Consider the following 24,310-nt stretch of genomic DNA (forward strand, 5'->3'; position numbering starts at 1 on the left):
TCAGTTGGAAATTTCAAAGCTGAATGCCCCTTGCATCGGGTGACCATCGGCCGCCAGCCCCCGCCATTCGACGGTGTACTGCCCTGTCGGCAGCACGGGCGGTGTGGCGCTGAATTCACTGACGGGCTGCATGTTGTCAGTGCGTGTCAAATCATGTGCTGTTCCATCCTGATCCGTGAGAGAGATCAGCGTGACGCGCATCGGCATATCAAACCGCATGGCGACCGCCGAAGGAGACATGTCCAGAACGGCACCATCCGCTGGCTGGGTTTCTTCTTTCTTGGAGTGCGCATCAGCGCTTTGTGCGCCGAGTATCAGCGCAGTAGCAAGGATAGCCGCAGTCATTATGGTCGGTTTCATCATTTGCTCCTTGAGAGTGCTCAAAACAGTGCTGGCAGGAAACGGTTTTTCCCGCCAGCTTGTCAAGGGCGGCGCAAAATTGGTCCATTAGGGCGGCGTAAAAGTAGGCCAGTTTGGATTGAGCCGTTTGTTTGATTTTAGAGGCGCCCGGGGACCTGCGGCTCCTCACATAGCAAGCGGGTTCCCGGGCGCATTGCCCCGTGAGGGGCAATTCCTGATCAGTTGTTCTGGGTTGTTTTTCGGCTCTGTGCGAGGCGGTAGCTTTCACCGTTCATCTCGAGAATGGAGACATGATGGGTGAGCCGATCAAGAAGTGCGCCGGTGAGACGTTCTGATCCGAGCGTTTCAGTCCATTCCTCGAAGGGGAGGTTGCTGGTGATCAATGTCGAGGCGCGTTCGTATCTCTGCGAGATCAGTTCGAAGAGGAGTTCTGCGCCGGTTTTGCTCAATGGCACGAAGCCTAATTCATCAATGATCAGCAGCTTGGGTGCCAGCATCTGCTTTTGCAGGCGCAGGAGCCGTTTCTCGTCACTGGCCTCAATCAGCTCATGGACAAGAGCCGCCGCGGTGGTGAAGCGAACCGGTATCCCTTTCTGACAAGCGGCCAGTCCAAGGCCAAGAGCGACATGCGTTTTGCCCGTGCCACTTGGCCCCAGAGCGATCACGTTCTCGCGCCGCTCGATCCATCCGCAACGGGCGAGGTCCAACACCCTGGCTTTGTTCAGGGCGGGGATTGCCTGGAAGTCGAAACTGTCCAGACTTTTGGGCGCCGGGAACTTCGCCGCCTTGACCCGTCGCTCCACCATACGCCGCTCCCGATCGATGAGTTCCAATTCGATCAATCTGTGGAGGAACTGGATGTGATCCTTCCCCTCGGCGGCGCACTGTCGCGCCTGCTTCTCGTATTCGCGCAATACGGTGGGCAGTTTGAGCTTCTTGAGGTGATGGGCCAGCAGAAGGTCCGGGACTTCCGTCATGCGGCTCCCTCCGACAGGAGCGCCATGTAACTCGCGGCTTTTGTCGTCTGAACCGCAGTCCGGGGAAGATAGGGGTAGAGGGACAGATCGAGCCGAGCGGGGCGGCGCTCCACTTGGCACAGGACCAGATGCTTGATCGCATCAAAGGCGATCGCCCGCTTTTGCAACGCCACCCGCACCGCCGCGCACAAAGTCGGCAGATCAAAGCTTTCCAGGAGCCGAAGCACCTGAATGAACTCTCGGCGCCCTTGGCGGGCATGTCTCGCTTCCATTAGGCGACGCAGGGTTTGCAGCTCGTCGGGCATCTCCCAATCGACCAAAGGGGCGGCTTGGTCCAAGGCCCCGGGCTTCGTCTCCAGAAGGGCAAAGTAATGCACAGGGTCGAAGATCATTTGTTCGCGCTCGTAGCAGCGGGCGTGACGGGCGATGACCCCACCACCACAGCCGATTTCGACCACATCCACAAACGCACGGATCGTCACCTCCCGTAAGCCATAGGTGCTGGGAACCGAGTAATCATTGGATTTGTAGCGCACCAGAGATTGGGAGCTGACCCGGCCCGTTGCCTTGTGGCAGGCTTGGTAAGGCATTGCAGGGAGTGGCGACATGGCAGCCAGATCCCGCTTCAGCCGTTCCCCGATCGTCTCCCGGTGCCCATGCAAGACAGCCGACTGCCGTGTCAGACATTGTTCTTCGAGCCAGACATTGAAGCTGTCCAGATCAGGGAATTCCGGCAGCGGCACCATCAGGTTGCGCCGGGACCAGCCCACCAGACCTTCGACATTGCCTTTATCGTTCCCCTTGCCCGGGCGGCCGTAGCGATCATCAAAAAGGTAGTGTGACAACATCTCCGTGAACATCTGCGTCCGCCGACGCCGCCCTCCGGCTTCGATCTTCGCAACAAGGCAGCTGTCATTGTCATAGACCACCGAGAGCGGCACGCGCCCGAAGAACTCAAAGGCGTGAACATGCCCGTCCATCCAGGCTTCTGTTGTCGCCGCATGATAGGCCCGCACATAGCATGCATCGCTGTAGGGCAGGTCAAAGGCAAAAAAGTGGATCTTCTGTTCCACGCCCCCCAGGATGACAACGGCCTCACCGAAATCGGCCTGCCCGTGACCCGGAGGATGGGCGAGTGGAATGAACATCTCCCGCGCTTTTTGACGATGCCCCCGAACATAGTCCTTCACGGTCGTATAACCGCCGGTAAAGCCTTCTTCCTCACGGAGCCGTTCAAAGATCCGCTTCGCCGTATGGCGTTGCTTCTTCGGACGGTTCTGATCCTCCAGAAGCCATTGGTCAATTGTATCGGTGAAGGCTTCCAACTTCGGGCGCCGAACTTTCTGGCTCCGGCGGTAACCAGGGGGAGACGAATACGCGCACATCTTGTCGACCGTTCCACGGGCAAGGCCAAAATCACGGGCGATCGAACGTTTGCTGCGCCCCTCATCGAAATGCGCGCGGCGCACGGCTAAATATACTTCCACGGTGAAAATCCTCCGGCCCTCCCTGCAAAGACAGTGAGAGCAAAAGTGGACGACTTTTGCGCCGCCCGCCCCGGCAAAATACCGGCGCTACCGTGGCCTAATTTGCAACCGCCCTATACACCTTCTTCATTCTTGGCGTGAGATGGCTGTAAAACCGCTCGATCATTGGGACAGATGTGCCCATTTGCTTTGCAAGTGAGTGGGCGTCCATTCCATCATTCGTGAGCGCGAAGGTGGCATAAGTATGGCGCAAACTGTAAAGGACGCGATTATCACCTGTCTTGGGGCAGACAAGTAGATTGGAATCTTTAAGGAAAGCCTTGAATGTCTGGCGAAGATTGTTGGTTGTGGTGCCGTCCGGCAAACAGAATACGGGCAAATCCAGTTTGCGTTTGAGCACGTCGTAGAATGGGATATTTTTTATCGCGTCTGTTCTGGAATGGATGCGTTTGAGATACTTGATAGTGCCATCGCGCCCGATGGCTTCGCGTGGGCTGGTTTTGCCGTGGAGATAGAACTCAACATATTCCAGCCCTTTTTCTTTGAAGACGGTAACGTGCTTCCATTTGAGGTTTTCCGCTTCGGTACCAGGGCGCATGCCGGTATTGGCGACGATGAGCACATAATCACGAAGAAGGCGTCGCATGTCCCTTGATTTGCCGCCTTTGCCCTGCTCAATCCAATGCGGAAGCTTGCGCACCATGGTGCGATAATCCTCAAGGCTGAAGGCGGGACGACGTTTGGCCCCTTCGCCCTTGTTGGCGAGGATGGGCACCTTGCCTTGCGTGATGAAGCCACGAGCAACTGCTTCAGCGTAAACCTTGTTCATAGCTGAGTTGTGCGTGTTCAGTGTCGATGCCTTTGGCTCACGCCCAATCTGCTCCACCCGCCAAGCATTGAAAGCCAGGATTTTGTCGTGGTCGATGTTGGTGATGAAGGTCTTTCCGAAGAACGGGATGAAGTACTTGTTCAGCGCCTTGATGTAGTCTTTGAACACCTTGCGCCCTGCACCTGCATCCAACTGTCGCTGCATGTCAGCAATCGCCAGCTTGGCCACGTCCTCAAAGCGCTTGGTCACAACAGGCAAGTCGTGCTTGGCGCGGAATTTGTAGTTGAGATAGTGGTCGCGGGCGACGGTCTTGGCTTCTTCCAAATCCGTCTTGCCGGTGCTGATCCTCACCCAGTGCTGGTCGATCTTGAACGTGGCCTGCCAGCGCTTGCTGTTGCCGCGCTTGTAGACCTTGACCTCGCCGTCCAACAGCACGTGCGTATTTGGGTTGAGTGCGACCATACCATGCTTTCTTGTTACTCGTCGCACAGTAAGTTCACGTGTTAGAAATGTCAGCCGGAAAACGGCGGTCTATGACAGAGGCTCGTTTGAACACTTGGGGAAGGCGAAAATTTGACTTAACCTCGGGGGATCGCCTCTTCGGCCTGAGCAAGCGTGCTGCGACGAGCTAGCACGAGTTCGACAAGCTCTGTGCCGACCTGGACATCGAGAACCGCCTGACCCTAACCGAAATCGCCTCAAACCAACGGCATGGTCGAACGGTTCAACGGTCGGATTGAGGAAGTGCTTCAAAGCCACCACTTCCGATCCGGCGAGGAGTTGGAGGCCACGCTGCACCGCTATGTCTGGCTCTATAACCAGCAACTCCTGCAATCAGCCTTGCGCAGCAGGTCGCCCTTGCAAGCGATGAAGGACTGGTACAAACTCAAACCCGAGTTGTTCAAGAAACGGCCACACTACCTTCTGGGATGCGGCGGCTAATCAATGCTTACAGTTAGATGAGGATTGAAAAATGAAAACGTGTTTTCGCGCACCAAGAAAGCTGTACTATCGACTTCTTGTTGTGCTTTTTGCCTTTTGGTCTTTGATGATTATACCGCAAAACGTGTTGGCAAAGGGCAGGACTTATCAAGACAGTGACTGGAACAAGACTGCGTATGATAACTGCGGGTTGCCCGTCGTACGCGGTGAAAATCGCTCGGCCGCCTGGGTGCGCGTTGGCAGTGATAAAAAGATACGGATGACCCTCAGGGAGCGCGATGTGGGATTGTGCTTCACTGATGCTAAAGCAAGACACAGAGCTCCGTATTGGGAGCGGGCTGAGCTAAAGCAATCGGATTATCTCTCGACAGGTAGAAACCACAGAATTCAGTTTGAGACTATTTTCTTGGAAGGATTCACGGGAGAGCGCGAAACCTTTTTTCAAATTCATGGCTGGAATGGTAATTGTCACGCATACCCCCCACTCATGCTGATGTTTAATCGCGGCTGGCTGGAAGTTCGTGCTTTACAGAATGTGTCAGGCAATGGCATTGCGGGGTCGTCCAGAGGTTCTCATCGGAATGTTGACCGGAAACCAATACATGTCAGTTCTGTCTTGGGAAAGACTCTCCAATTTTCAATTGACTTCGATACAAGGAGCAGACCGGGACGATTGTCTGTTTTGGTCAACGGTAGTCCCTTAGTCGAAGACGCTCCAATCGGTTACGCTGGATGCGCTAAGCCGCATTTCAAATTCGGTGTGTATCGGCCTGGCGGAAAAGGATCGAAAACTTCTACCGTCTTATTCGATGATTTCACGGTTAAGGTTCTGAAATAAAGAGGCGAAATTCTCGAAAACTTCTTGTTTGGTAAAATATACTCACCTCTAGGCTTCCGAAGCGGTCACGGCCTGGGCTTTGTCGGTCGGTTTAACTGTGTTGCAGTAACTTTGGGCAAACAATGTGTTGCGTATGACGAGCTCGCTCGTTGGAGGTTGAGCAATTTGCTCGAAGCAAAACGCATCTTCTGGCTCGAATTTATCGGGGCCATCTGCATGATCCTACTTGGGTCAGCGATGCATTTTGCCTGCTCATGGTGCGGCGAATGGAAACCTCTGGCGTTACTGGCAGCAGTTAACGAGTCGATTTGGGAACACCTGAAGCTCGCCTTTTGGCCGGGATTGTTATGGGCCTGCATCATGCCGCTTCCATCACATCTTGGTAGGTGGGAAGTGGTGAGCGCAAAAGGCTTTAGCCTTGCAATAACAGCAACACTGATTGTTGCGATCTTCACCTCTTATACAGCAATCTTAGGACGCAATCTGCTTGCGCTCGACATCGGTACATTTGTCCTCGCCATTTGCGTCGGCCAGTTGGTTTTGTTTTTGTTGCTCGTAAACCGAACCAGCCTGCTCAGGCCGTTGTTTGTAGTTGGATTAGCTGCTCTACTGGTTCAGCTGGCCGCCTACAGTCTCTTTACTTTCTTCCCACCTGACCATTGGCTATTCATCGAAGCCCGCACAGGCCTCAGTGGTATACCTGTTAAATAACCGCCGGTCATGTTGGTTGCCGAGTTCCTGCCATGCCCCGAAACAGTGTGGTAAAGACTGGTTAGGCAAACACTGTGTTGCGAAAACTGTGTTCAAACACTCTGTTCAACACAGTAACCGCAAACACTGTGTTCAACACAGCAAATCACCCAGCGCCACCCGCTCAAACACGCAACAAAACTGTGCGATGAGTGTGCAACACATTTCGTAAAAATGTGCGATGGCTAAGTTATTGTTTTTGTTGGTTTAAATGGTGCCCGGGGGCGGAATCGAACCACCGACACGAGGATTTTCAAGACTTGCGTTTGAAACAACCCATTGATCTTAAATGATAAATGCACATTATTTTCTTATGTGCGAAAAACTGTGTGACAGCCACATTCACCTTCACAGATGCAATCACTGTGGTCAACACAGTAAACCAAACACAGCCTCAGAACACACTGTTTTGGATCCATTGCCCTGCCCACGCTGGTCTTCACGGGCGACCCAAGCTCCTCAACAGCTTAAAGGCCAGCATCAAGATCAGCAGGCACGCAAACAAACCCGACACATCCCCGATTAAGTATCCCGACATAGTGGCAAAGTTATGTCCAAACACGACCCCCATGCCAACGGTGTTGACCGCTGACGCAATGCTGCCCGCTATGATGACATCACGCCAGTTCACTTCGCGGCCCGACGAATGCCGGAAGTCCAAGCCCATTTTTGCGAGGAGCCAGAAGGCCAGCGCTGCGCAAACCACCCCAGACATCGCCCCAGCCACGCCTGCCAGCGAAAAGCCAGCGGCACCAAAGTTGAGCCAATGGGTACCAAGACTAACGGGTGCAATGAGTAGCACGGACCTCCAGCCAAGCAGCCATGCAGCCAGCACTCTAACGCCGTGCGGCAAGAAAAGAAGACTGGCGTAAGCCGCGAGATCAGGCGTGTAGACCGCCTGCATTGGCAGTAGCCAATAAATCGTCACAATGAATGCAAGCATGTAGGTGATTGAGACAAGCCCAAAGGGTGCCAGCAAATCGGAGCAAAGCCGCGCCCCGTTCATTCAGAGACCCTTGGCCCGCTCAGTCAATAGGTATCGAGATCTTTGAGCGCCGTCGCCGTGCCGAAGATAGCCTGCGTCAACCAACTCTTTAATCGCCTTGAAAAAGGTACTTCTGGCCACAGCCTTCAAGAGTTCATGGTTGCGAATGCTATCGGTCTCAATAGGCCCTTGACCACTGGACAGCAAAGTCGCAGCGTACAGAATATTCTGCTGCACGGCGCTCAGGTCGTCTATCCCCAAGTCGCGCTCAAGCCCTAAGAGCAGCCTCTTCAGTTGAGCAACTGTACCAATATCCGCCATTTCTCCATACCCTAAGTTTCCACACAGGACTTCTTGTAGCCCATCATGCAATTGATTGCAAAGAGGGCAGCCGTTGCAAAGCCCCGCGACTACGTGCCGCAAAGCTTTGCTGATCATATCCTTTCGGGCGATCTTGATATCGAAAGAGATTATCCAGAGGGTTGACACTGGGTGGATGATAGTTAGTCTACTTTGCGGACTTAGGAGAGTTGCAATGAAATTATTTAAAGCCGTGTGTGTTGCGACAGCTCTTTTGTCGCCTTTCGCCGTCCTGGCACATGAAGCCCCCATTCGTGTGGTGGTTCTGGGAGAAGACAGCGACCGCAGTGCAGTGAGCCGCAACAGCGAAATCTACAAACGGGTTGTCGCCGAACTCCAACAATCCCTCATTCGTGAAAATATCACTGTGATCGATGAAGACATGATCGCGGTCAAGCTTGGTTTCTCGTACAATGAGGATCGCACAAAGCAGGAATTGATCCAGACGCTGAGCATCGCCAATGAAACCACCGATGCAACCGTACGCAGTCGCTTGGGTGTGGTGTTTGCGATTTTTCCAAACATTCAAGAAATGTCCATGACACGTAAGTTGACGGTTCGTGTTAGGGGGCAAATCTACGATCTGAAAACGCTCCGTGCGCTTTCTTCTTTTGAAGTGTCCGCCCCCGAAACGGTCACGCTGCCCAAACAAGACAGCATGTGCAACCGCTTGTGTGTTGAAGAGAAGGCCGGAGAAGTGTCTAGGGAACTTGCCCGTGAGCTTGGGGCTGTGCTGTCGCAAAAGTTGCACATCGTAATTGAGGATAGCGCCTATGCGGGGGACATGACTGGCTCGGCCTCAGGCGGGAGTGCTGCGGGGGATGGTGTTCTTGAGAGTGTTTACACGGTTGAATTCAATCTTATGCAAAACTCAGATGTGCTTCGCGCGGTTCGCGCACTGGAAGCGAATGTGGTTCGTGAAATTGAACTGATCAAATCAACAAACACTCAGCGTATCTACTCTGTTTCAACCAACAAGGATCTGGGTGATCTTGAAGAGCGGATTATGATGATCTTGCTGGATCTTGGCGTTAACATTGACCGTTTGCGTTTTAGCTCATTTGGAACTGAGCTAACGATCGAAGCGCTATAGTAGTGGCTTCGCGTGGCCACATGACCAAATTCTTGCGTTGCACACTTGCAGTAGCAACCATTTCATTCTTGCCAGCCAATGCTACTGCGGACAGTTTATCAGTGGCATTTGTGCAAGACAAAACAGCTCTATCATCGCAGCTAGGGCTCGCGCCGTCGTATCAGATTGTTGCTGCAGAGCTTGAGCGTACGTTGCTATTGCAGAACGTCGTGGTGCTGAATGTCGAGGCGGCAAAACCTGTTTCCGGCTCGTACTTTCTGAATGAAAGGTTCGCAGGGCAGGACTACGGTATCATCTACTCGATATCGCCCCTAATATCTCAAAATCGAGTAGCACGCACGCTCACAGTCAGCGCTTCGGGTCAAATATACGACCCGCGATCTGGACGGCTGGTTGCATCATTCGAGGTTAACGCTCCAGAGACTGTTCCCCTTCCCAACGATGACGCGGCCTGCAACAAAGCCTGCGTCGCGAATGAAATAGCAAAAGTATCCAACGATCTTGCTCGTGAACTCAGCTTTGTGCTGACACAAAAGCTTCACTTTTTGCGCGAAGATCAGGGTCAAGTAAACACAGCTGACAGTGCAGCCATCGCTCAGCGATTAAACGGGAGCAAAAACCAGCCTCTACGGATTGAAACGATTGAGACACAAGCAGGCCAGTACCAAATCGACAAAGGTCGCGCCCTTGATGTCGAAGTCTTCTTTGACTTTGGCAGTGCTGAACTTGGGGCCAAGGCAAAATCACAGCTCATGCCTCTGGGGCAGGCCCTCGCCAGTGATCTTCTAAGCGGTTCACGATATTTGGTTGTAGGACATACTGATGCTAAGGGCTCAGCCGACTACAACCGAAAGCTATCAAATCAGCGTGCCAAAGCTGTACGTGAATATTTGCTTCAAGCGTATACGATTGCTCCAGACCGCCTAATTGCTGTCGGATTGGGTGAAGATCACCTACGCAGCCCAGAAGAGCCCAACGCGGCCATAAATAGACGTGTTGAGATTGCAGCCATCGTAAGCCCCCCCCCTCTCCTGCCTCCAATCGCTGGTGCACATGATTACACTCTGACGTTCTCGCTTCTACCACGTGATGCGATCTTGCAGGTGGTCAGGCAGCTTGAAGCTTCGTCGCTGGATGCAGTCGAGCTGCTAAAATCTTCCACCACGCAGCGGGTGTATTCCGCTAGAACAGGCCTAGCGCTTATTGAATTTGAAGAGCAGCTGATGATGGCCTTGATGGATCAAGACATCGATCTTGATCAACTACGTATCTCCACGACAACCACTTCGATCACTGTCGAAAAAATCAAATAATGAAACGGCACCCCATGCGCAAAATACTCTCCGTACTTCTTGCCAGCACCTACCTAACATTTGCGCCGCTTGCTGCTGTCGCCGATGAAGCCGAAATGAAGGCACAAGTTGCTGAGATTTCCGCGGGCTTGGTCGAACGCTTGCCTATGGATCAGAAGATCGTTCTGAAAGCGCTCTCCCCTGAACAGAGTGGACTGCCTGAGGACTTCCTGCGCAAATTGACCAGTGATCTTGAAGCTGCTTTGCTGGTAGCGAGTGAGTTTAACATAAACCTAGCCAATCGCCTATCAACGGAAGACCTTTGGTCAGAAGCGACAGAATTTGGCGATGCGGACTTTGAAAACCTATACGCTGCGTCTCAAGCGGATATCATGCTGATGCTAACTCCAAGAGCAACTGGCGCAGGAGTAGAGATCAGCATCACAGCGTATCGGCTCTTGGGTGATGACGCAGGCCAAGTGATTGCTTCTTCTGGCAGCGTGGTGCTTGCAATGGATATGGAGAACAGCCTGGGCGTAGATGTTAACTCGCTCAACGATCAAATGGCGCAAGTGCTTGCTGAAATCGAAAAAGTTGGGCAGACAGGTGGACTTATCACGTCACCTAGCACCTATGCTGAATACTATCACAACGCTCGCATACTTCAGCAGCGCGGGGAAATCGACCTTGCGATGGCAAATTTGGAGGAAGCCCTGAGCAAAAGCCAATATCCGTTCATCGATCCGGTCCAAGATCTTTATGATTTAGCATATACAAAATATGGAGAAAATGGTGAAAGATATTTGGTCGGTCGGGTAATGCCGCTGTTGGACCAAGAACTTAAAATGTTTCTCAATCTACTAATAAACCCCAAGTCTTTTAATATCACACCAGCCGAACTAACCTCTCCAGAAGGTGTTTTCTTGCCTATACAATTTATTTGGCTAGAGCAAAATCTGAAAAATCTTGAGGAGGAACATCGCAAGAACCTCAATAAGAAGAAAATTGATTATGGCGTGTTGTATGTTTTACTTGAAACGTCCAGGAATTACCTGTCTTCGTTGCGAGATGGCAGCTTTCAAAGCTATTTTATTGATAAGTTTAGGGCGAAGCAAACACTTAGCGTATCTGACTTACGGTCATTAATCGAAGAGTTCTCGTTTGTCGGATATTCCTATTTCGAAACTGATTATCAAATCGGAACTGGTACTAAAGCAATAACGCCAGTATGCGATGAACGAGGAAGTTGCCCTGGGAGCATGGCGGGCACGCCAGGATTTAATCCATTTTATGATGTGCAACCTAGCAAACCGTTCGATGAGGATTTTGAATATACGGTTACTGAAATTAACCCGGACTATGCAAGTCTTCCATACCGACACATTTACCCGACGCTTTCGAAAGAAATGCTCACTACTATCGCTAATAGGAGCGAAGGCGTTACTGAAGTTTCCTGGTTTACGCATGAATCTCACATGGGGCCTTGCGGCTACCAGATAGAAAAACAAAATAATCTGGATGACCTCATTAAACTAAGGAAACCTACCGCTGCAGAAGTCAATGGGGTCAACGCAACAACAAACTTTATGGTAGTGAGCTCAATCGATGAAAGTCTAACCGGATCGGGACTAAATCAAGGAACATACCTATGGTCGATAAACGGTAAGCCTGTTTTTGGCGTTGAAAGTCTCGCAGATTTAATAGCAACTTCACAGGAAGACGCTGACATTAGCTTTACTTGGTTTGACGCCAACGGAGATGTGCAGGGGAAAAATTTTCAAGATATCAATAATATTTTTAAGGGAATGTCTGAGAGGAGTATTGCGCTAAAACAAATGAACGCTTTTTCTGAGCCAAAAATCACAATGGAAGAACATGGAAAATTAAGGAATACTCCAGGCGTTGTTCCAGAATTTGACTATTTAATTTATGCTGACTTGTGCTGGAGCACTTGGCAGAAAAACCTCTTGGCTTCTAATGGTCAAAATGTCCGATATGGGACTGAAGTTGATCCTCTCCAATATCCTCAAGTCGATGAGAGCAAGGGCAATTCACCCACTCCCTTACTTAAGCTACATCCAAATGCTGAGCGTATTGATGGCCTAGACTTTCAATCTGTTAGAAAATCTTATGGCTATTTTGGCGGCAAACATATGCTTAACTCTGATCCTCGGACAATTGGGCTGTATACAGCCCTGCAAAATAACATTGTTACGCTTAGCGGTGTCTCGGGTCTTTTTATCACAGATAATGTTGACAGATCCAAGCCAATCATAGTTATTTATGAGTATTCAAGCTATTACGGTAATGCCATGTGGGAATTGCCCCTCGGAGCGGTGGATGTCACACTAGATGGTAGCAGGATCGATCCTAATGGAATACCATTTCATGCGAAGCAAGAGACCCTGATGTGGAAAAACCCAATTGCAGCTGAAGCAACATCGTATCCGAATGACTGGCTGTACATACCAGGTGTTGTTCAAGGCTTTTCGGGATTTTTCCCAAATAAGATTGTTGGAGTGTTCTATACAGATAGCCTTGGCTTTGAAAAGTATGTTGGAAAGCGAAAAGTAACTAGCAAATATAATGAAAGTGATTACCCCCCTGGGTTTGTGGATGCAGTATGTCTTCCCAAGGGTCCTTATGGGAATTTTATTGGCGAGGGTCACCTTTGCGAAAACTACTTCTATGGCGAGCAAGCTATTACCAGCCGAGCTTCAGAGCCATCGCTTGGATATTGTGAAAATTTAGAATGCATAAACAATCCAGATATTGGTGCGGGAGAGTTTTCTGAAGCGCGTTATGAGTTTTTTCATGATAAAAATTCCTATGACGCTTTAAAAAAATTGGTTGAATTGAGGTCCCCCACAGCGAGTGTTGTCAATAGCCTTGAAAGTACTTTCAAAAAGCTCCCAGTTGCAGAACGGAAATTTCTTCAAGAAAGGCTGAGAGAAAGTGGCTTCTACAACAGTGCTATTGATGGCGCCTGGGGGAATGGAACTAGATTGGGCTTTGAAAAATTGTTTGCTCTCATAGATGAAGCTCACCCTGAACGTCTTTACTTGACTAAGTATGGCCTTTCGGACGGTGTGATAACTGATAGTGAATTTGTGTCTTTTTGGAACGATATGTACAGCTGCGATGCTGGCAAGCTGCTTAGTACGACGAGGTTATGCAATTGAGCTGTATTCGGTCATTCAAATGGACTTATCAAATCTGTGAACGGAATTCAGATCTTCTCAAGCATTTGTGCTATGCATGAACATGGTCCGGTCAAATGGTGGTGTTGTCCAGTGAGTTTGAACCTGATGCGTCCAGACCCACATTCCCCAAGTAGATCGCTGATTTCGCTGTCTTGACCGTTGTATTTCACATATAAATCATAGTGTTGGCGGCTGATAGGGGCGTGTTTCATGGGTCACCCAGAGGGTGTAGGCTTGCAGCAGGCAGATCGGGTCGATTTCGACCGCCGTGTGCGGCTGGAGTTTCGCGGCACGCAGCTCAGTTCGGACGGCGGGCTGCTGGTGATGCGCGAGCTGGATGACGCGCTTGGGCTGTCCGATCTGGCGGCAACAGCGCTGCGCGACACCCGGCGCGGGAAAAACACGATCCATCGTCTTGACGGGTTGTTCCGGCAGTCGGTGTTCGGGCGACTGGCCGGATACGAGGATGTCAACGACGCCGACCGGCTGGCCCTCGATCCGGTCATGCGCCAGGTCGTGGGTGGAAGGGCTGTCGATGCGCAGGCGGCCTCGGCCTCACAGATGGGACGGTTCGAGACTGAGACGCTGGCTCTGGCCGAAAACCGGGAAGCCCTGGCCGACCTGAACGGCCAATGGATCGACCGGTTTCATAATCGCCATGGGCTGAAGTACATCGTGCTGGACATGGACAGCTCGGTCAGCCCTACCCATGGCGATCAGGAGGGCGCGGCCTGGAACGGGCATTTCGCCTGCACCTGCTATCACCCCAACTTTCTGTTCAATCAGTTCGGCATGTTGGAGCGCTGCGCCCTGCGCCATGGCAATGTCCACAGCGCCGATGGCTGGCGGGACGTTCTCGACCCCGTCATCGCCCGGTATGCAGAGCGTGACATAATGCGGTTCTTCCGGGCGGATGCCGCCTATGCGATCCCGGCGATCTATGAGCGGCTGGAAGAAGCCCGGTACTTCTACGCCATCCGGCTGCCTGCCAACACCGTTCTGCGTGAGAAGATCGCGGATCGGCTGACCCGACCTGTCGGACGACCCTCGCAGACCAAAGTCAAGCGCTTCTACGAGGACTTCGAGTATCAGGCGGCGTCTTGGGACAAACCGCGCCGTGTGGTCGCAAAGATCGAATGGCATCCGGGCGAGCTGTTCCCGCGTGTCGGCTTCATCGTCACCAACATGCCGATGGACCCGGACTGGGTGGTTCAGTTCTACAACCAGCGCGGCACCGCCGAGCAGCACATCAAGGAGGGTAAATACGCCTTTCGCTGGACGCGCCTGTCATGCCGGAAGTTCCGCGACAACGAGGTGCGGCTGCAACTCCATGCGCTGGCCTACAACCTGGCCACATTCCTGCGCTGCATCGAACTGCCCGAGGCGATGGCCGACTGGTCGTTGACCAGCCTGCAATTGAAGCTGATCAAGATCGGCGCCCGTGTGGTGCGTCACGCCCGCGCCATCACCTTCCAACTCGCCGAGGTCGCGGTGACTGGCCCCATGGTCAGGGCTATCCTTGCCGCCATCCACCGATTGCGAGCGCCGCCGCTATGCGCGTAATCGCGAAATTGGCCAAAACTCAACGAAAGAGGCTCGACAGGTCTGCCCACAGCGCTGAAAAACGTCGCTGCCGGGAAAAGACGCTGCGGGTTCGCGGCCCGATCCGCCCAGCTCCAGGCGTTTGCGCGACCGCAGACGCCGCTCGGCGCGAAAAACGCTTGTCCAGCGGGCAAAATCAGGCGATCTTGACGTCAGACGGCAGGCCACTTGGGGAATGTCGGCCAGAAAGAGTGCAGAAACATACAGCCTGATCCACACGGGTGTTGACACGCAACGACGCAACTTCCCCATCAGCAGCTCTGTCTGAGCGGGATCAGCTAAGATTGTCTGGCTTGGTTTGATTGAACGGCACGGGCTTGGACTTGCGGACGGGGCGCGACTTGCTTTTGGTTGGTGCAGGTATGGGCAGCGGGCGGGGTCTTTTCTGACAGCGAGCACAGTCGCATTTTGCAACGACTTCGCAAATCAACATGACAGCTCTCCCAGCGGGGGGCGGGCGAAAACACCCCCCTGAAACTGTAAGTACTGGTCCCCAGAAAACTGGGCGTCAGCGATCGTTCCCTCGCAAAACCCTTTTCGCATTACAGCCCCATCCTCGTGGGTGTCATCCACTTGCTTTTGCCCTGACGTTCGATGGTGTCAAAGCAAATAGCGCGAAGACGCAAGAAGCGCTCCACCCAGTCCAGATGTTCAGGTTTGTCGCTGTGGCGCAGGTGGTAGGCATAATAGCCTAGTTTGCTGGCACAGGTGCCCAGAGCGTCCGCACTGGGCGGCAGGCCATGAAAGCGCAACACACGCAGGTAGCTTTCGTCCTTGGCCAGCCAGCCTTCGCAAAACGCCCGGTTTGAGGACACGGCACGGCAGTCCAGTAATTCTTGCCTGATCTGTTCCAGCACTTTTATCGACATTGTTGTTCTCCCCGTCTGGCAGCGGGCCAAAGCGCTGCCCATGTATTTATCCACGTCAGGGGAAAAGGTTGTGGTCTGACAGTGTGTCTGAAGACTGTGTTTGGAAAACGATGTTCAAAGACTTTGTTTGCACATTAGTCAGTTTCAGATGCAACGTTCTGTCGCTCGTTAAGTTCGTTCTCAAGGATGCGGCTGGTCTCAGCTTTTTGCCATTTTCTGCGATGATGGACCATTGTGTTCACTTCGGGATAGTCAAACTCGACGGCATGAGGGCACGTTGCGTAGCTGGGAAACCGACCTCGTGCAGCATTTTCTGCAATCATGCGGCCCCGAAGCAGTGCTCGGCTTGTGATGATTGTCAGCATCTCTCGGTCATAACGATCCTGCCCGGGCACAACTTGTGCGTCATGCCGCAAAACTGAACTGTATGTTTCGCTGACACGCGCACGCACGCCAACCCGCCACAGCTCTTTGTCCGGCATCAGGCCGCGAACCCAAACAGTGAACAGATAACGGAACAAAGTCGCACTGTGATGCCGCTTGCCCAACAGGGGGTATTTTGTGTTCGGTGGCTTGATGTAGCGTTCATCCTCCGGAAACCGATTGATCATCGCGTTCAATTGACGGGTTATGCGCCCCTTGGGCATTCCCAACGGGATAGCAACCAGCATCGTAGGTTGTTTCCCCTGCTGCACCCAAGCGCCTTTCGCAAATGCTTGGGATTTGAGCGTGTGGATCTCAGTCTCTGCGTTCAGCCGCCCGATGCGTGTAACACGAGGGGCTTCGCCTTCGGCACCAAACATGTCGAAGCCAACATCTCTCCACCACTTGGGAAACAATACCCGTTGAACATTTCGCAGGTCATCATAAACCCTCAATACGGCATCAAAGTCTGCCGGAATGCGTTCGCGGTCTTTGTCCCGCAAAGTGCCTGACCGATGCCTGCGGGCCAATTCATAACTTGGACTAATCGCAAGGTAGTCAAACCACAGCAGATAGTAGGCCTGCTTCGCAACCCATTTGCCCTCTTTGCGACGGTCAGACGGCAGAACGTCCAAAAAGCTCTTGGGGGTATCCATGCCTGCGGTAGTTCCTCTGCAATCCGCGAAGTACTAACCGGTAAGAAGAGTATTCTTCAAGTTATTAATCCATGCGGTTTGTCTCATGTAGTCCTTGTCCATGGTCGCAATGACGCGGCTACAACAGCAAAAGGAAATACAAATGACGAACGTTTTCAAAGCAAACTTTAAAGCAGAAATCGCTGAGCTCGTAGCACAGCGCAAAAAGTGGGAGCTGGGCACCTATGCTTCCAGCAACACTGAGCTGTACGCAATCCTTGCGCGGTGCTTGGAACTTTACCAGCAGGCCGCCAAAGAGCCCCATGTCGCAGATGCGATCAAGGATGTGCTCAAGGGGCTTGGCATCAAGGGCAACAGCGGGACTTCGCTTGCAACCAAAGTTGTGCGCATCGTTTTTGCCACGCCAGCAACTTACACGAAGATCAAGCAGCGCCTTTACGGGTATGCTCGTGTGATTGCGGTTGCTGATGCAGAAGACCAAACGCCCCAGACACTGGCCGCGTTTATTGAGCACAAAGGCGGCATTGACGAAATCCGCCGTGCCAGCAGCACCACCCCCGCGAATGCCCCTGAAGCCATTCAGAGCATCGCAAAGGCTGAGTTTGCAAAGGCAGATCGCCCCACCCTCTACGATGCTTTCGAGCTCAAACCTGAGCTGATGCCTGCAAAAGGTGAACGCTATGCGCTGGCCTTGGTGCGCAAGAATGCAGACGGCACGGGGTCGATTATCTTTGGCACCAACAAAGCCAGCATTGTGAACAGCGTTTTGACGGAAGCAGGCAAGGCGTTCCAGAGCACTGCTGCCGAGGCGGCTGTTAGTGATCTGCACCAGAGTGCGGAGGACCAAAAGCGGGCGAACCTCGCGGCCTTGAGCAAGATGATGGCGCAAGCCCCTGCACCTGCTGTCGAAGCCGCGCAGGCACCTGCTGTCGAAACACGCACAGGAAACCACTGAGCCTGCTTTTGCTTAACCCGCCAAGCGAACACGGGCAGCGTTTGATGCGCTGCCCACTCACCACCCAAAAGTCAATTAAAAGGAGAACACCATGACTTTTCGTAACACCCACCAGCCCAAGTCCATCAACGATCTGGTCTTCAAAGACCCGCATGTGGAACAAACGATCCGCGACTATGGTGCGGGCAAAGCCACCAAGCACCTGATTTTGCATGGCCCTGTTGGGTCTGGCAAATCCAGTGCCGCCAAAATGATTGTCGCTGAGCGGTGCGGACAGCCCTTTGATGAATTGTCAAACATCACTGTCAATGGTCGCATCGACAAAGATCGCAAAGACTGGGCAGACATTGAGCGCGATTGGGATTTTCAGCGCATGGTGAATAGTGCAGGTCGCGCCTACACGATCATCGATGAAGTTGACGAATGCAGCAAGAAACTGCGTGGACAACTGGACACCCTGATCGAAACGGATCGCAAGGGCACTGTGATTATGACCACCAATAATTTGCATGACCTGGATGATTGGTTTTGTGATCGCTGTGCTGTCGTCCGTGTTGACCTGCCAAGTATCAGCGATGTTGAGCGGCGTGTTCAGGACATTTTGCGGGCTGAGGGGCTGCCTTGCTCGCCTGCTGATGTGCAGACGCTGTTGACCAACTTTAAAGGCAGTTTGCGTCAGATGATCGATTGGGTCGAGGGGTATGTGCGTCATGCCGCCGCCCCCAATGTGGGCATTGTGGCCAGTTCGGGTCGGATCATTCGGCCCAGCTCGCCAAATACGTCAATCAACGGCACGTCGATCTGAATGAAGACTGGAAAGCCCTGACTGGGCTTTCCACACTCTCGTGCTTGAAACCACGAACCGCCAAACAAAAGGCATTGATGGCTAACCTTCTGGTCGGCCATCATTTTTTCTGGCGCTAGGCTGACTTGTGAATGCAGCACAAGGAGCAAGCGCATGACACATATCAGCAAGTTTACCTTCAAATCCGTGACACGACATATCCAGCAGCCCGATCCTGTGGCGGCACGTCGTACAAAGATCGTGGCGGCCATTGATCAGCAAAAGCTGGTGCTGGCCGCTGCCATCAAAGGCGAAACCTACACCATTGATCAAAAGCGCAGTGTCACCAATGACGCTGGTGAAACGGTGCAGGTAATTCGTCCGCGCACCATCCGTCCTTGGTTTTTTGTGCAAGACGATGGCTGGTATGTGCAATGCCGTTATGGACTGCGGGTGCTGCTGATTGACGGCAAACACAACGCTGTCTTTGCCAAGAACCTGACCCAAGTGGCTGAGATATTGGACGCTTTGCGCGACGCCACCCTTGCTGGTGATCTGGATCAGGCATTGGCACTGACCATCAAGTCGGGCAAGCGCCATGACGGATAATCGCATTCGAGATTTGAACGATCAAGCGCGGCAGACCTTTACAGGCTGCCGCGTTGTGCTCACCCCCAGCATCCAAGCACTGGACGGTTTACATGACCTGCTGGATCGGGTGCGCTGGTTTGATGCCTTTACCCCTGACAATGATCCCTATGGCGAGCACGACTTTGGGTCATTGGTGCACGCAGGAGCCACCATCTTCTGGAAGATCGACTATTACGACCTGGACTTGCAGATGCATTCGCCAGATCCCAGCGATCCAGATGTCACCTGCCGCGTGCTCACCATCATGCTTGGCGAGGAATATTGACCAATCCGATATTCATTCAGGCAGACATACCCTTGATGGTAACACTGATATTTTTGATCATCCGACATATCTGCTGCGCATCTATGTGTCCCTTGGATTGCCGGAGCTCGCATTCGCTTCGTCCTTCAATCCTTCAGAACTTCCGCTAACTCGAATAAAAGACTGAACTTTTCTTGTACAATTAGGGCCTTGCAAGGAGCGATCAGACCAGAGCCCTTCAAGGCTCTGATCTAAAATCGCTCATGCACTTTGCATATCGCTTATCATCCCGTACCACCAAACCCTTCGCAGGGGTGAGCAGGTTTTGCTATCATCTCAATTACTGGCGTATCATACGCATCTGTAGGACCCATACGGTCAGGCACCCCTACAAAACGGCGGGCATTGTTTCCAACTCTGTCATCCGCCTCACTTCCGTAAGCATATATTTCTCCGCTCTGCGGCCTATATACCTTCGTCACCAAACACCATTCCGACAAGTGAAGCTGCTGGCTGGATAAACATTTATTCCCTTGCAACTTTAGGCATCCCACCAACGAGGATGGGGTAGTCACTTGAAGCGGGCAACGAGCAGCCCGTTTGCTTACCGTCACACATCAGAACGGGTTCGCAGCACTATATCATTCGGCGTGCCAGCCTTGGTCTCGTTTGTGGTGCCTAAGTGGAGCCTTTTCTGCCTTCATCGTTATTTATCAACTTGCGCAAATAACGGCGTCAAATGTGGCCTGACCAGCAGGATATGCAGCGGGCCAAAACCTAATGTAACCAGCATTACCTTAGGTCTTTGCCGAACCCATTGATGGCCTTGATGGAATTGCTGGCCTGCTTCTGATCGACGTCCCCAGACCTAATATTATACAGTCAAGCAACTGATAAGGTTATGTTTTAGGGGAAAACAATGCGCCAAGCCATCACACTCAATGAAGCGCAACTGCGCCGTGTTCTACACTACACAGCCACCAGACGTCACGCCCTTCGTGACCGCACAATCGTCATGGTCAGCTTTTATGCAGGATTGCGTGCCAAGGAGATCGCAGGTCTCAAAATCGGTGATGTGTTTGAGCCATCGGGGGCGGTGCGTGGCGAGTTCATCTTGTCAGCGGCTCAGAGCAAGGGTGGTCATCGCAGAACCGTTTATTTGAACCAGCGCTTGCGCCGTGCCCTTGCTGAATATGCGCTACTGGTGGATGTAACCCAACCCAATGCGCCTTTGTTGCCCAGTCAGAAGGGCGGGCACTTTAGTCCCAACACCATGTGCCAGCTGTTCTTGGAAATCTACAAGGCATGTGGCCTCAAGGATGCTTCAAGTCATTCGGGAAGACGCACCTACATCACCCGATTGGCCAACAGGGGCGTGGGCGTGCGATTGTTGGCAGCTCTCGCGGGGCACCGTCACATCTCAACCACTCAACGCTACATCGACGTCAATTCTGACCAGCTCAGCCAAGCTGTGGAGTTGCTGTAATGGCGCTATGTCCTGACTGCCATGCGCAAAAGCCCTTCTTCGCGCCCAGATGTGGCACCTGCAATCAGATCATCGGCTTCAAGACACAGCTTTGGACCATGACACTGTATTATGGCGTTCAGGTGCTGGTGTTGGCAATCTTGGCCGTCTGGCTGTTCGGTTAACCCGTTCACGCACCGGAATTGCTGGCCAGCTGCGCGGCATAGGCTTCTGGCGACAAGTCGTATCGTTTGCCCGTGAGCATCGTCTTCTTCATGCGAGCCGTCAGGTGGCTGTAATGCCGCTCAATCATCCCAATGCTTGTACCCATCTGCTTTGCCAGCACATGAACATCCATACCGTCATTGATTAGGGCAAAGGTGGCATAGGTGTGGCGCAGGCTGTACAAAGTGCGGTCTTGTCCGGTCTTGGGGCATTTGAGCAGGCCATTTGCCTTCAGGAACGCCTTAAAGGTCTGGCGCAGGTGCTCAGTGACCGTACCATCGGGCAAACAGAACACTGGCAAGTCCAGCTTCTGCTTGATCATAACATCAAAGGGGATGTGTTTGATGGCATTGGTGCGGGCATGAATGCGCTTGAGGTACGTGACCGTTCCTGCACGACCAATCGAATCATGGGGCTTGGTTTTACCGTGCAGGTAGAACTCAACATACTCAAGGTCGTCCTCCGTGAACACGTTCACATGCCGCCAGCGCAGGTTTTGAGCCTCAGTGCCGTGCCGCATGCCCGTATTGGCCAAGATCAACACATAGTCCCTGAGCAGCGCCCGCATGTTCTCTGATTTGCCTTTTTTACCACTGGCGATCCAGCTGGGCAGCTTACGGATCATGGTGCGGTAGTCTTCCATGCCGAACGCTGGCCGTCGCGTGCCTTCTTCACCCTTGTTCGCAAGAACTGGCACCTTGGCTTGCGAGATGAACCCGCGAGAAACGGCTTCCGCATAGACTTTGTTGAACGCGGAATTGTGTGTGTTCAATGTGCTGGCCTTGGGCTCACGGCCAATCTTTGCCACACGCCAATCGTTGAACTCACGAATTTTGTCGAAGTCGATGTTGGTGATGTAGGTCTTGCCAAAGAAAGGGATGAAATAGCTGTCGATCACTTTGATCCCGCATTTCCCAAGTAACTTGACGTTTTCGCGCCTCCAACGGCCACTAATGTGTTATATTTCAGTATGTTAATTTGGCTGAAGGTGGTGGATTATGGATCACCCAGAGGGTGCACGCGAAACGGGTGATGGGCGGCTCAGTTTTGACCGCCGGGTCCGGCTGGAGTTTCATGGTTCCAAGATCAGCTCGGACGGTGGATTACTGTTGTTCAGGGAATTGGATGAAGTGCTCGGCCTGCACGACATTGCGGGCGGATTTCTGAGAGACACGCGAACTGGCCACAATCGCCTGCACTCACTGGTCGGCTTGTTGCGCCAGTCGGTCTTTGGGCGGCTGGCCGGATATGATGATGTTAATGACGCGGACCGTTTATCGCTTGATCCGGTGATGCGGCAGGTCGTTGGAGGGCGTGCCGTTGAGGCCAAGGCCGCGTCTGCGAGCCAGATGGGACGGTTCGAGACCGAGGTGTTGGCGGCAACCGACAATCGCACTGTGCTGGCGGATTTATCAGGACACTGGATCGACCGGGTTCACAATCGCAAACCGCCCAAGTGGATCACGCTCGACATGGACAGTTCAGTCAGTCCCACCCACGGCGCGCAAGAAGGCACCGCTTGGAACGGGCATTTCGGCTGCATGTGCTATCACCCGCTGTTCGTCTTCAACCAGTTTGGCCATTTGGAACGCTGCGCCCTGCGCCCCGGCAATGTTCACAGCGCAGATGGGTGGGAAGAGGTTCTGAAGCCCGTCATCGCGCGATATGCGGATCGTCACCTGATGCGGTTCTTCCGGGGGGATGCTGCGTTCGCCATCCCGGAGCTATACAAAACTCTGGAACTGGAAAACTATTTCTACGCCATCCGCCTTCGGGCCAATCGCGTTCTTCAGGGCAAGATTGCGCATCTGCTCAAGCGCCCTGTGGGTCGTCCGCCAAAAGGCGTGAAGCGCATCTACGGCGACTTCCAATATCAGGCGGCATCTTGGGACAAACCTCGTCGTGTCATCGCCAAGGTGGAATGGCATCCCAGCGAGTTGTTCCCGCGCGTGGGCTTCGTGGTCACCAACATGCCGATGGAACCCGACTGGATCATCCGCTTCTACAACCAACGCGGCACCGCCGAGCAATACATCAAGGAAGGCAAGCAGGCGATCAACTGGACCCGTTTGTCCTGCAAAGGCATGGCGCAGAACGAGGTGCGGCTGCAACTCCATGCACTGGCTTACAATATCGGTGCCTTCCTACAGGGCACTGATCTACCTGATGAGATAGCCGACTGGTCACTGACAAGCCTGCAGACGCGATTGATCAAGATTGGTGCGAGGGTTGTGCGTCACGCCCGTGCAATCACCTTCCAACTGGCCGAGGTGGCTGTCAGCGGCGATCTGTTCAACCGCATCCTTGCGGCCATACATCGGCTGCGCGCACCGCCGGTTCCCTAATGACAACATCGTTAATCATAAAACCTGAACAAAAGCGGCTCAACCGGTCTATCCATACGGGGGTCGGTCAGACCAATATCCGGATCAACCTCGCCCCCGAGACCGGAAATCGTGCTCAGTTCGCGCGTCAGATGCCCGAACAACGGCACCATGGGTCCAAGAGGCTTGATAGGAGCGCAGAACAGCGGCAAGGTGGGCGGGAGGACGTTCCACTTGGGGAATGTCAGTTGATGTAATCCTTGAACACTTTGCGCCCTGCATCGCCATCTAACTGTCGCTGCATATCCGTGATGGCAAGTCGTGCCACGTCTTCAAATCGCTTGGTCACAATAGGCAGATCGTGTTTGGCGCGGAATTTGTAGTCCATGTATTGTTCGCGGGCCACGTCCTTGGCCTCAGCCAAATCACGCTTGCCCGTGCTGATGCGCACCCAGTGGCCTTCAATCTGAAACGTGGCCTGCCAGCGTTTTGTATTGTTGCGCTTGTAAACTTTAACGGCACCGTCAAGCAGCAGGTGGGTATCTGAGTTCAATGTGGCCATGGCACGTGTCCTTCCAGCTTCATCACACAGTAAGTTTGCGTGTTTGTGATGTCATTCAGGAAAGCACTCAGAAGCGGGTGAACCCTGAAAAAAACGCTGAGGCGGCTGTTACAGCATGGTTTTGGAAGAATGTGTTTGAAAAATATGGGCAAACACTGTGTTCAAACACTCTGTTCAAAGACTGTGGTCAACACAGCAAATCACCCAGCCAAGTCAGATACCAACGCACAACCAAAACTGTGCGATGACTGTGCAACACAGGAAGTAAAAACTGTGCGATGGCTATGCTATTGTTTTGTCTTGTTTAAATGGTGCCCAGGGGCGGAATCGAACCACCGACACGAGGATTTTCAATCCACTGCTCTACCCCTGAGCTACCCGGGCACGGGAAAGGCTTCAAACCTTGGGTGTGGGCCTTCTATGATGTCCACGCG

Annotated in this window: 24 protein-coding genes, 1 tRNA gene and 1 pseudogene; 14 read left to right on the forward strand and 12 right to left on the reverse strand. The window is 52.9% G+C overall.

Going from position 1 to position 24,310, the window contains the following annotated elements; translation table 11 throughout:
* The 4 genes from JZI28_RS17585 to JZI28_RS17600 all read right to left on the reverse strand — a co-directional run bounded on the left by JZI28_RS17585 (position 1) and on the right by JZI28_RS17600 (position 4,115).
* Positions 1–360 (reverse strand): copper resistance protein CopC, encoded by a 360-nt coding sequence (locus JZI28_RS17585; protein ID WP_375698433.1) that lies wholly within the window; start codon positions 358–360, stop codon positions 1–3.
* A gap of 218 nt (positions 361–578) precedes the next feature.
* On the reverse strand, positions 579–1,337 hold the full coding sequence (istB, locus tag JZI28_RS17590; protein WP_274841184.1) for an IS21-like element helper ATPase IstB: 759 nt from the start codon (positions 1,335–1,337) through the stop codon (positions 579–581).
* Positions 1,334–2,833 carry an IS21 family transposase gene (gene istA / locus JZI28_RS17595; protein ID WP_375700067.1) on the reverse strand — a complete coding sequence of 500 codons (1,500 nt, stop codon included), beginning with the start codon at positions 2,831–2,833 and terminating at the stop codon, positions 1,334–1,336. Before istA ends, istB begins: the two co-directional genes overlap by 4 nt.
* 88 nt (positions 2,834–2,921) lie before the next feature.
* Positions 2,922–4,115: a tyrosine-type recombinase/integrase gene (locus JZI28_RS17600; protein WP_375698434.1), complete on the reverse strand. Its 1,194-nt coding sequence runs from the start codon at positions 4,113–4,115 to the stop codon at positions 2,922–2,924.
* 128 nt (positions 4,116–4,243) lie between these two features.
* Here JZI28_RS17600 and JZI28_RS17605 point away from each other — a divergent pair.
* The 3 genes and pseudogenes from JZI28_RS17605 to JZI28_RS17615 all read left to right on the forward strand — a co-directional run.
* A pseudogene (locus JZI28_RS17605) lies at positions 4,244–4,595 on the forward strand (integrase core domain-containing protein); the annotation flags it as partial.
* Positions 4,596–4,626: 31 nt separating this feature from the next.
* Positions 4,627–5,433, forward strand: a complete 807-nt coding sequence (locus tag JZI28_RS17610; protein ID WP_375698435.1) for a heparin lyase I family protein — start codon at positions 4,627–4,629, stop codon at positions 5,431–5,433.
* Positions 5,434–5,598: 165 nt separating this feature from the next.
* Positions 5,599–6,144, forward strand: coding sequence for a DUF6512 family protein (locus JZI28_RS17615; protein ID WP_375698436.1), 546 nt, complete (start codon positions 5,599–5,601; stop codon positions 6,142–6,144).
* A gap of 478 nt (positions 6,145–6,622) precedes the next feature.
* On the opposite strand, the gene JZI28_RS17620 is transcribed toward JZI28_RS17615, so the two are convergent.
* Both JZI28_RS17620 and JZI28_RS17625 read right to left on the reverse strand, forming a co-directional pair.
* Positions 6,623–7,189: a hypothetical protein gene (locus JZI28_RS17620; RefSeq protein ID WP_375698437.1), complete on the reverse strand. Its 567-nt coding sequence runs from the start codon at positions 7,187–7,189 to the stop codon at positions 6,623–6,625.
* Positions 7,190–7,489: a hypothetical protein gene (locus JZI28_RS17625; RefSeq protein WP_375698438.1), complete on the reverse strand. Its 300-nt coding sequence runs from the start codon at positions 7,487–7,489 to the stop codon at positions 7,190–7,192.
* 214 nt (positions 7,490–7,703) lie between these two features.
* Between JZI28_RS17625 and JZI28_RS17630 the strand changes: the two genes are divergently transcribed.
* The 4 genes from JZI28_RS17630 (at position 7,704) to JZI28_RS17645 (ending at position 14,679) form a co-directional block, all read left to right on the forward strand.
* Positions 7,704–8,621 carry a hypothetical protein gene (locus JZI28_RS17630; RefSeq protein WP_375698439.1) on the forward strand — a complete coding sequence of 306 codons (918 nt, stop codon included), beginning with the start codon at positions 7,704–7,706 and terminating at the stop codon, positions 8,619–8,621.
* A gap of 20 nt (positions 8,622–8,641) precedes the next feature.
* A complete protein-coding gene (locus tag JZI28_RS17635) occupies positions 8,642–9,934 on the forward strand; it encodes an OmpA family protein (RefSeq protein ID WP_375698440.1) in 1,293 nt (430 codons plus the stop codon).
* A 14-nt stretch (positions 9,935–9,948) separates the two neighbouring features.
* Positions 9,949–13,095 (forward strand): peptidoglycan-binding protein, encoded by a 3,147-nt coding sequence (locus tag JZI28_RS17640; protein ID WP_375698441.1) that lies wholly within the window; start codon positions 9,949–9,951, stop codon positions 13,093–13,095.
* A gap of 231 nt (positions 13,096–13,326) precedes the next feature.
* The gene (locus tag JZI28_RS17645; protein ID WP_347510046.1) at positions 13,327–14,679 is read left to right on the forward strand and encodes an IS1380 family transposase; all 1,353 of its coding nucleotides are present in this window, start codon (positions 13,327–13,329) and stop codon (positions 14,677–14,679) included.
* A gap of 581 nt (positions 14,680–15,260) precedes the next feature.
* Here JZI28_RS17645 and JZI28_RS17650 read toward each other — a convergent pair.
* Positions 15,261–15,587, reverse strand: a complete 327-nt coding sequence (locus JZI28_RS17650; RefSeq protein WP_375698442.1) for a DUF6626 family protein — start codon at positions 15,585–15,587, stop codon at positions 15,261–15,263.
* Positions 15,588–15,721: 134 nt separating this feature from the next.
* Positions 15,722–16,666 (reverse strand): hypothetical protein, encoded by a 945-nt coding sequence (locus JZI28_RS17655; protein WP_375698443.1) that lies wholly within the window; start codon positions 16,664–16,666, stop codon positions 15,722–15,724.
* Positions 16,667–16,808: 142 nt separating this feature from the next.
* Here JZI28_RS17655 and JZI28_RS17660 point away from each other — a divergent pair, with 142 nt between their 5' ends.
* From JZI28_RS17660 to JZI28_RS17685, 6 genes are all read left to right on the forward strand, one after another.
* A complete protein-coding gene (locus JZI28_RS17660; RefSeq protein WP_375698444.1) occupies positions 16,809–17,621 on the forward strand; it encodes a hypothetical protein in 813 nt (270 codons plus the stop codon).
* Between the two features lie 91 nt (positions 17,622–17,712).
* A complete protein-coding gene (locus JZI28_RS17665) occupies positions 17,713–18,426 on the forward strand; it encodes an AAA family ATPase (RefSeq protein ID WP_375698445.1) in 714 nt (237 codons plus the stop codon).
* A 153-nt stretch (positions 18,427–18,579) separates the two neighbouring features.
* Entirely contained in the window at positions 18,580–19,014 is a 435-nt protein-coding gene (locus JZI28_RS17670) for a hypothetical protein (RefSeq protein ID WP_375698426.1), read from the forward strand.
* On the forward strand, positions 19,004–19,321 hold the full coding sequence (locus JZI28_RS17675; RefSeq protein ID WP_375698427.1) for a DUF3768 domain-containing protein: 318 nt from the start codon (positions 19,004–19,006) through the stop codon (positions 19,319–19,321). Before JZI28_RS17670 ends, JZI28_RS17675 begins: the two co-directional genes overlap by 11 nt.
* A gap of 898 nt (positions 19,322–20,219) precedes the next feature.
* Entirely contained in the window at positions 20,220–20,786 is a 567-nt protein-coding gene (locus JZI28_RS17680) for a tyrosine-type recombinase/integrase (RefSeq protein WP_375698428.1), read from the forward strand.
* Positions 20,786–20,950, forward strand: coding sequence for a hypothetical protein (locus tag JZI28_RS17685; RefSeq protein WP_375698429.1), 165 nt, complete (start codon positions 20,786–20,788; stop codon positions 20,948–20,950). The genes JZI28_RS17680 and JZI28_RS17685 overlap by 1 nt, the downstream gene beginning before the upstream one ends.
* A gap of 5 nt (positions 20,951–20,955) precedes the next feature.
* On the opposite strand, the gene JZI28_RS17690 is transcribed toward JZI28_RS17685, so the two are convergent.
* Positions 20,956–21,888, reverse strand: coding sequence for a tyrosine-type recombinase/integrase (locus tag JZI28_RS17690; RefSeq protein WP_375698446.1), 933 nt, complete (start codon positions 21,886–21,888; stop codon positions 20,956–20,958).
* 100 nt (positions 21,889–21,988) lie between these two features.
* Here JZI28_RS17690 and JZI28_RS17695 point away from each other — a divergent pair, with 100 nt between their 5' ends.
* The gene (locus JZI28_RS17695) at positions 21,989–23,335 is read left to right on the forward strand and encodes an IS1380 family transposase (protein WP_040176196.1); all 1,347 of its coding nucleotides are present in this window, start codon (positions 21,989–21,991) and stop codon (positions 23,333–23,335) included.
* 11 nt (positions 23,336–23,346) lie between these two features.
* On the opposite strand, the gene JZI28_RS17700 is transcribed toward JZI28_RS17695, so the two are convergent.
* From JZI28_RS17700 to JZI28_RS17710, 3 genes are all read right to left on the reverse strand, one after another.
* The gene (locus tag JZI28_RS17700; RefSeq protein WP_158441640.1) at positions 23,347–23,487 is read right to left on the reverse strand and encodes a hypothetical protein; all 141 of its coding nucleotides are present in this window, start codon (positions 23,485–23,487) and stop codon (positions 23,347–23,349) included.
* 71 nt (positions 23,488–23,558) lie between these two features.
* Positions 23,559–23,876, reverse strand: a complete 318-nt coding sequence (locus tag JZI28_RS17705; RefSeq protein WP_375698447.1) for a hypothetical protein — start codon at positions 23,874–23,876, stop codon at positions 23,559–23,561.
* A 309-nt stretch (positions 23,877–24,185) separates the two neighbouring features.
* Positions 24,186–24,260 (reverse strand) — tRNA-Phe (locus tag JZI28_RS17710).
* Positions 24,261–24,310 lie beyond the last annotated feature (50 nt).

Origin of the sequence: Pseudophaeobacter sp. TrK17, from assembly GCF_042192375.1 — a bacterium.
In the GTDB taxonomy this organism is placed as follows: domain Bacteria; phylum Pseudomonadota; class Alphaproteobacteria; order Rhodobacterales; family Rhodobacteraceae; genus Pseudophaeobacter.

Coding starts and splice junctions, on each gene's coding strand:
- JZI28_RS17585 (WP_375698433.1), bottom strand. CDS start 360: ATGAAACCGACCATAATGACTGCGGCTATCCTTGCTACTGCGCTGATA.
- istB (WP_274841184.1), bottom strand. CDS start 1,337: ATGACGGAAGTCCCGGACCTTCTGCTGGCCCATCACCTCAAGAAGCTC.
- JZI28_RS17600 (WP_375698434.1), bottom strand. CDS start 4,115: ATGGTCGCACTCAACCCAAATACGCACGTGCTGTTGGACGGCGAGGTC.
- JZI28_RS17610 (WP_375698435.1), top strand. CDS start 4,627: ATGAAAACGTGTTTTCGCGCACCAAGAAAGCTGTACTATCGACTTCTT.
- JZI28_RS17620 (WP_375698437.1), bottom strand. CDS start 7,189: ATGAACGGGGCGCGGCTTTGCTCCGATTTGCTGGCACCCTTTGGGCTT.
- JZI28_RS17625 (WP_375698438.1), bottom strand. CDS start 7,489: ATGGCGGATATTGGTACAGTTGCTCAACTGAAGAGGCTGCTCTTAGGG.
- JZI28_RS17630 (WP_375698439.1), top strand. CDS start 7,704: ATGAAATTATTTAAAGCCGTGTGTGTTGCGACAGCTCTTTTGTCGCCT.
- JZI28_RS17635 (WP_375698440.1), top strand. CDS start 8,642: ATGACCAAATTCTTGCGTTGCACACTTGCAGTAGCAACCATTTCATTC.
- JZI28_RS17640 (WP_375698441.1), top strand. CDS start 9,949: ATGCGCAAAATACTCTCCGTACTTCTTGCCAGCACCTACCTAACATTT.
- JZI28_RS17645 (WP_347510046.1), top strand. CDS start 13,327: ATGGGTCACCCAGAGGGTGTAGGCTTGCAGCAGGCAGATCGGGTCGAT.
- JZI28_RS17650 (WP_375698442.1), bottom strand. CDS start 15,587: ATGTCGATAAAAGTGCTGGAACAGATCAGGCAAGAATTACTGGACTGC.
- JZI28_RS17655 (WP_375698443.1), bottom strand. CDS start 16,666: ATGGATACCCCCAAGAGCTTTTTGGACGTTCTGCCGTCTGACCGTCGC.
- JZI28_RS17660 (WP_375698444.1), top strand. CDS start 16,809: ATGACGAACGTTTTCAAAGCAAACTTTAAAGCAGAAATCGCTGAGCTC.
- JZI28_RS17665 (WP_375698445.1), top strand. CDS start 17,713: ATGACTTTTCGTAACACCCACCAGCCCAAGTCCATCAACGATCTGGTC.
- JZI28_RS17670 (WP_375698426.1), top strand. CDS start 18,580: ATGACACATATCAGCAAGTTTACCTTCAAATCCGTGACACGACATATC.
- JZI28_RS17675 (WP_375698427.1), top strand. CDS start 19,004: ATGACGGATAATCGCATTCGAGATTTGAACGATCAAGCGCGGCAGACC.
- JZI28_RS17680 (WP_375698428.1), top strand. CDS start 20,220: ATGCGCCAAGCCATCACACTCAATGAAGCGCAACTGCGCCGTGTTCTA.
- JZI28_RS17685 (WP_375698429.1), top strand. CDS start 20,786: ATGGCGCTATGTCCTGACTGCCATGCGCAAAAGCCCTTCTTCGCGCCC.
- JZI28_RS17695 (WP_040176196.1), top strand. CDS start 21,989: ATGGATCACCCAGAGGGTGCACGCGAAACGGGTGATGGGCGGCTCAGT.
- JZI28_RS17700 (WP_158441640.1), bottom strand. CDS start 23,487: ATGGTGCCGTTGTTCGGGCATCTGACGCGCGAACTGAGCACGATTTCC.
- JZI28_RS17705 (WP_375698447.1), bottom strand. CDS start 23,876: ATGGCCACATTGAACTCAGATACCCACCTGCTGCTTGACGGTGCCGTT.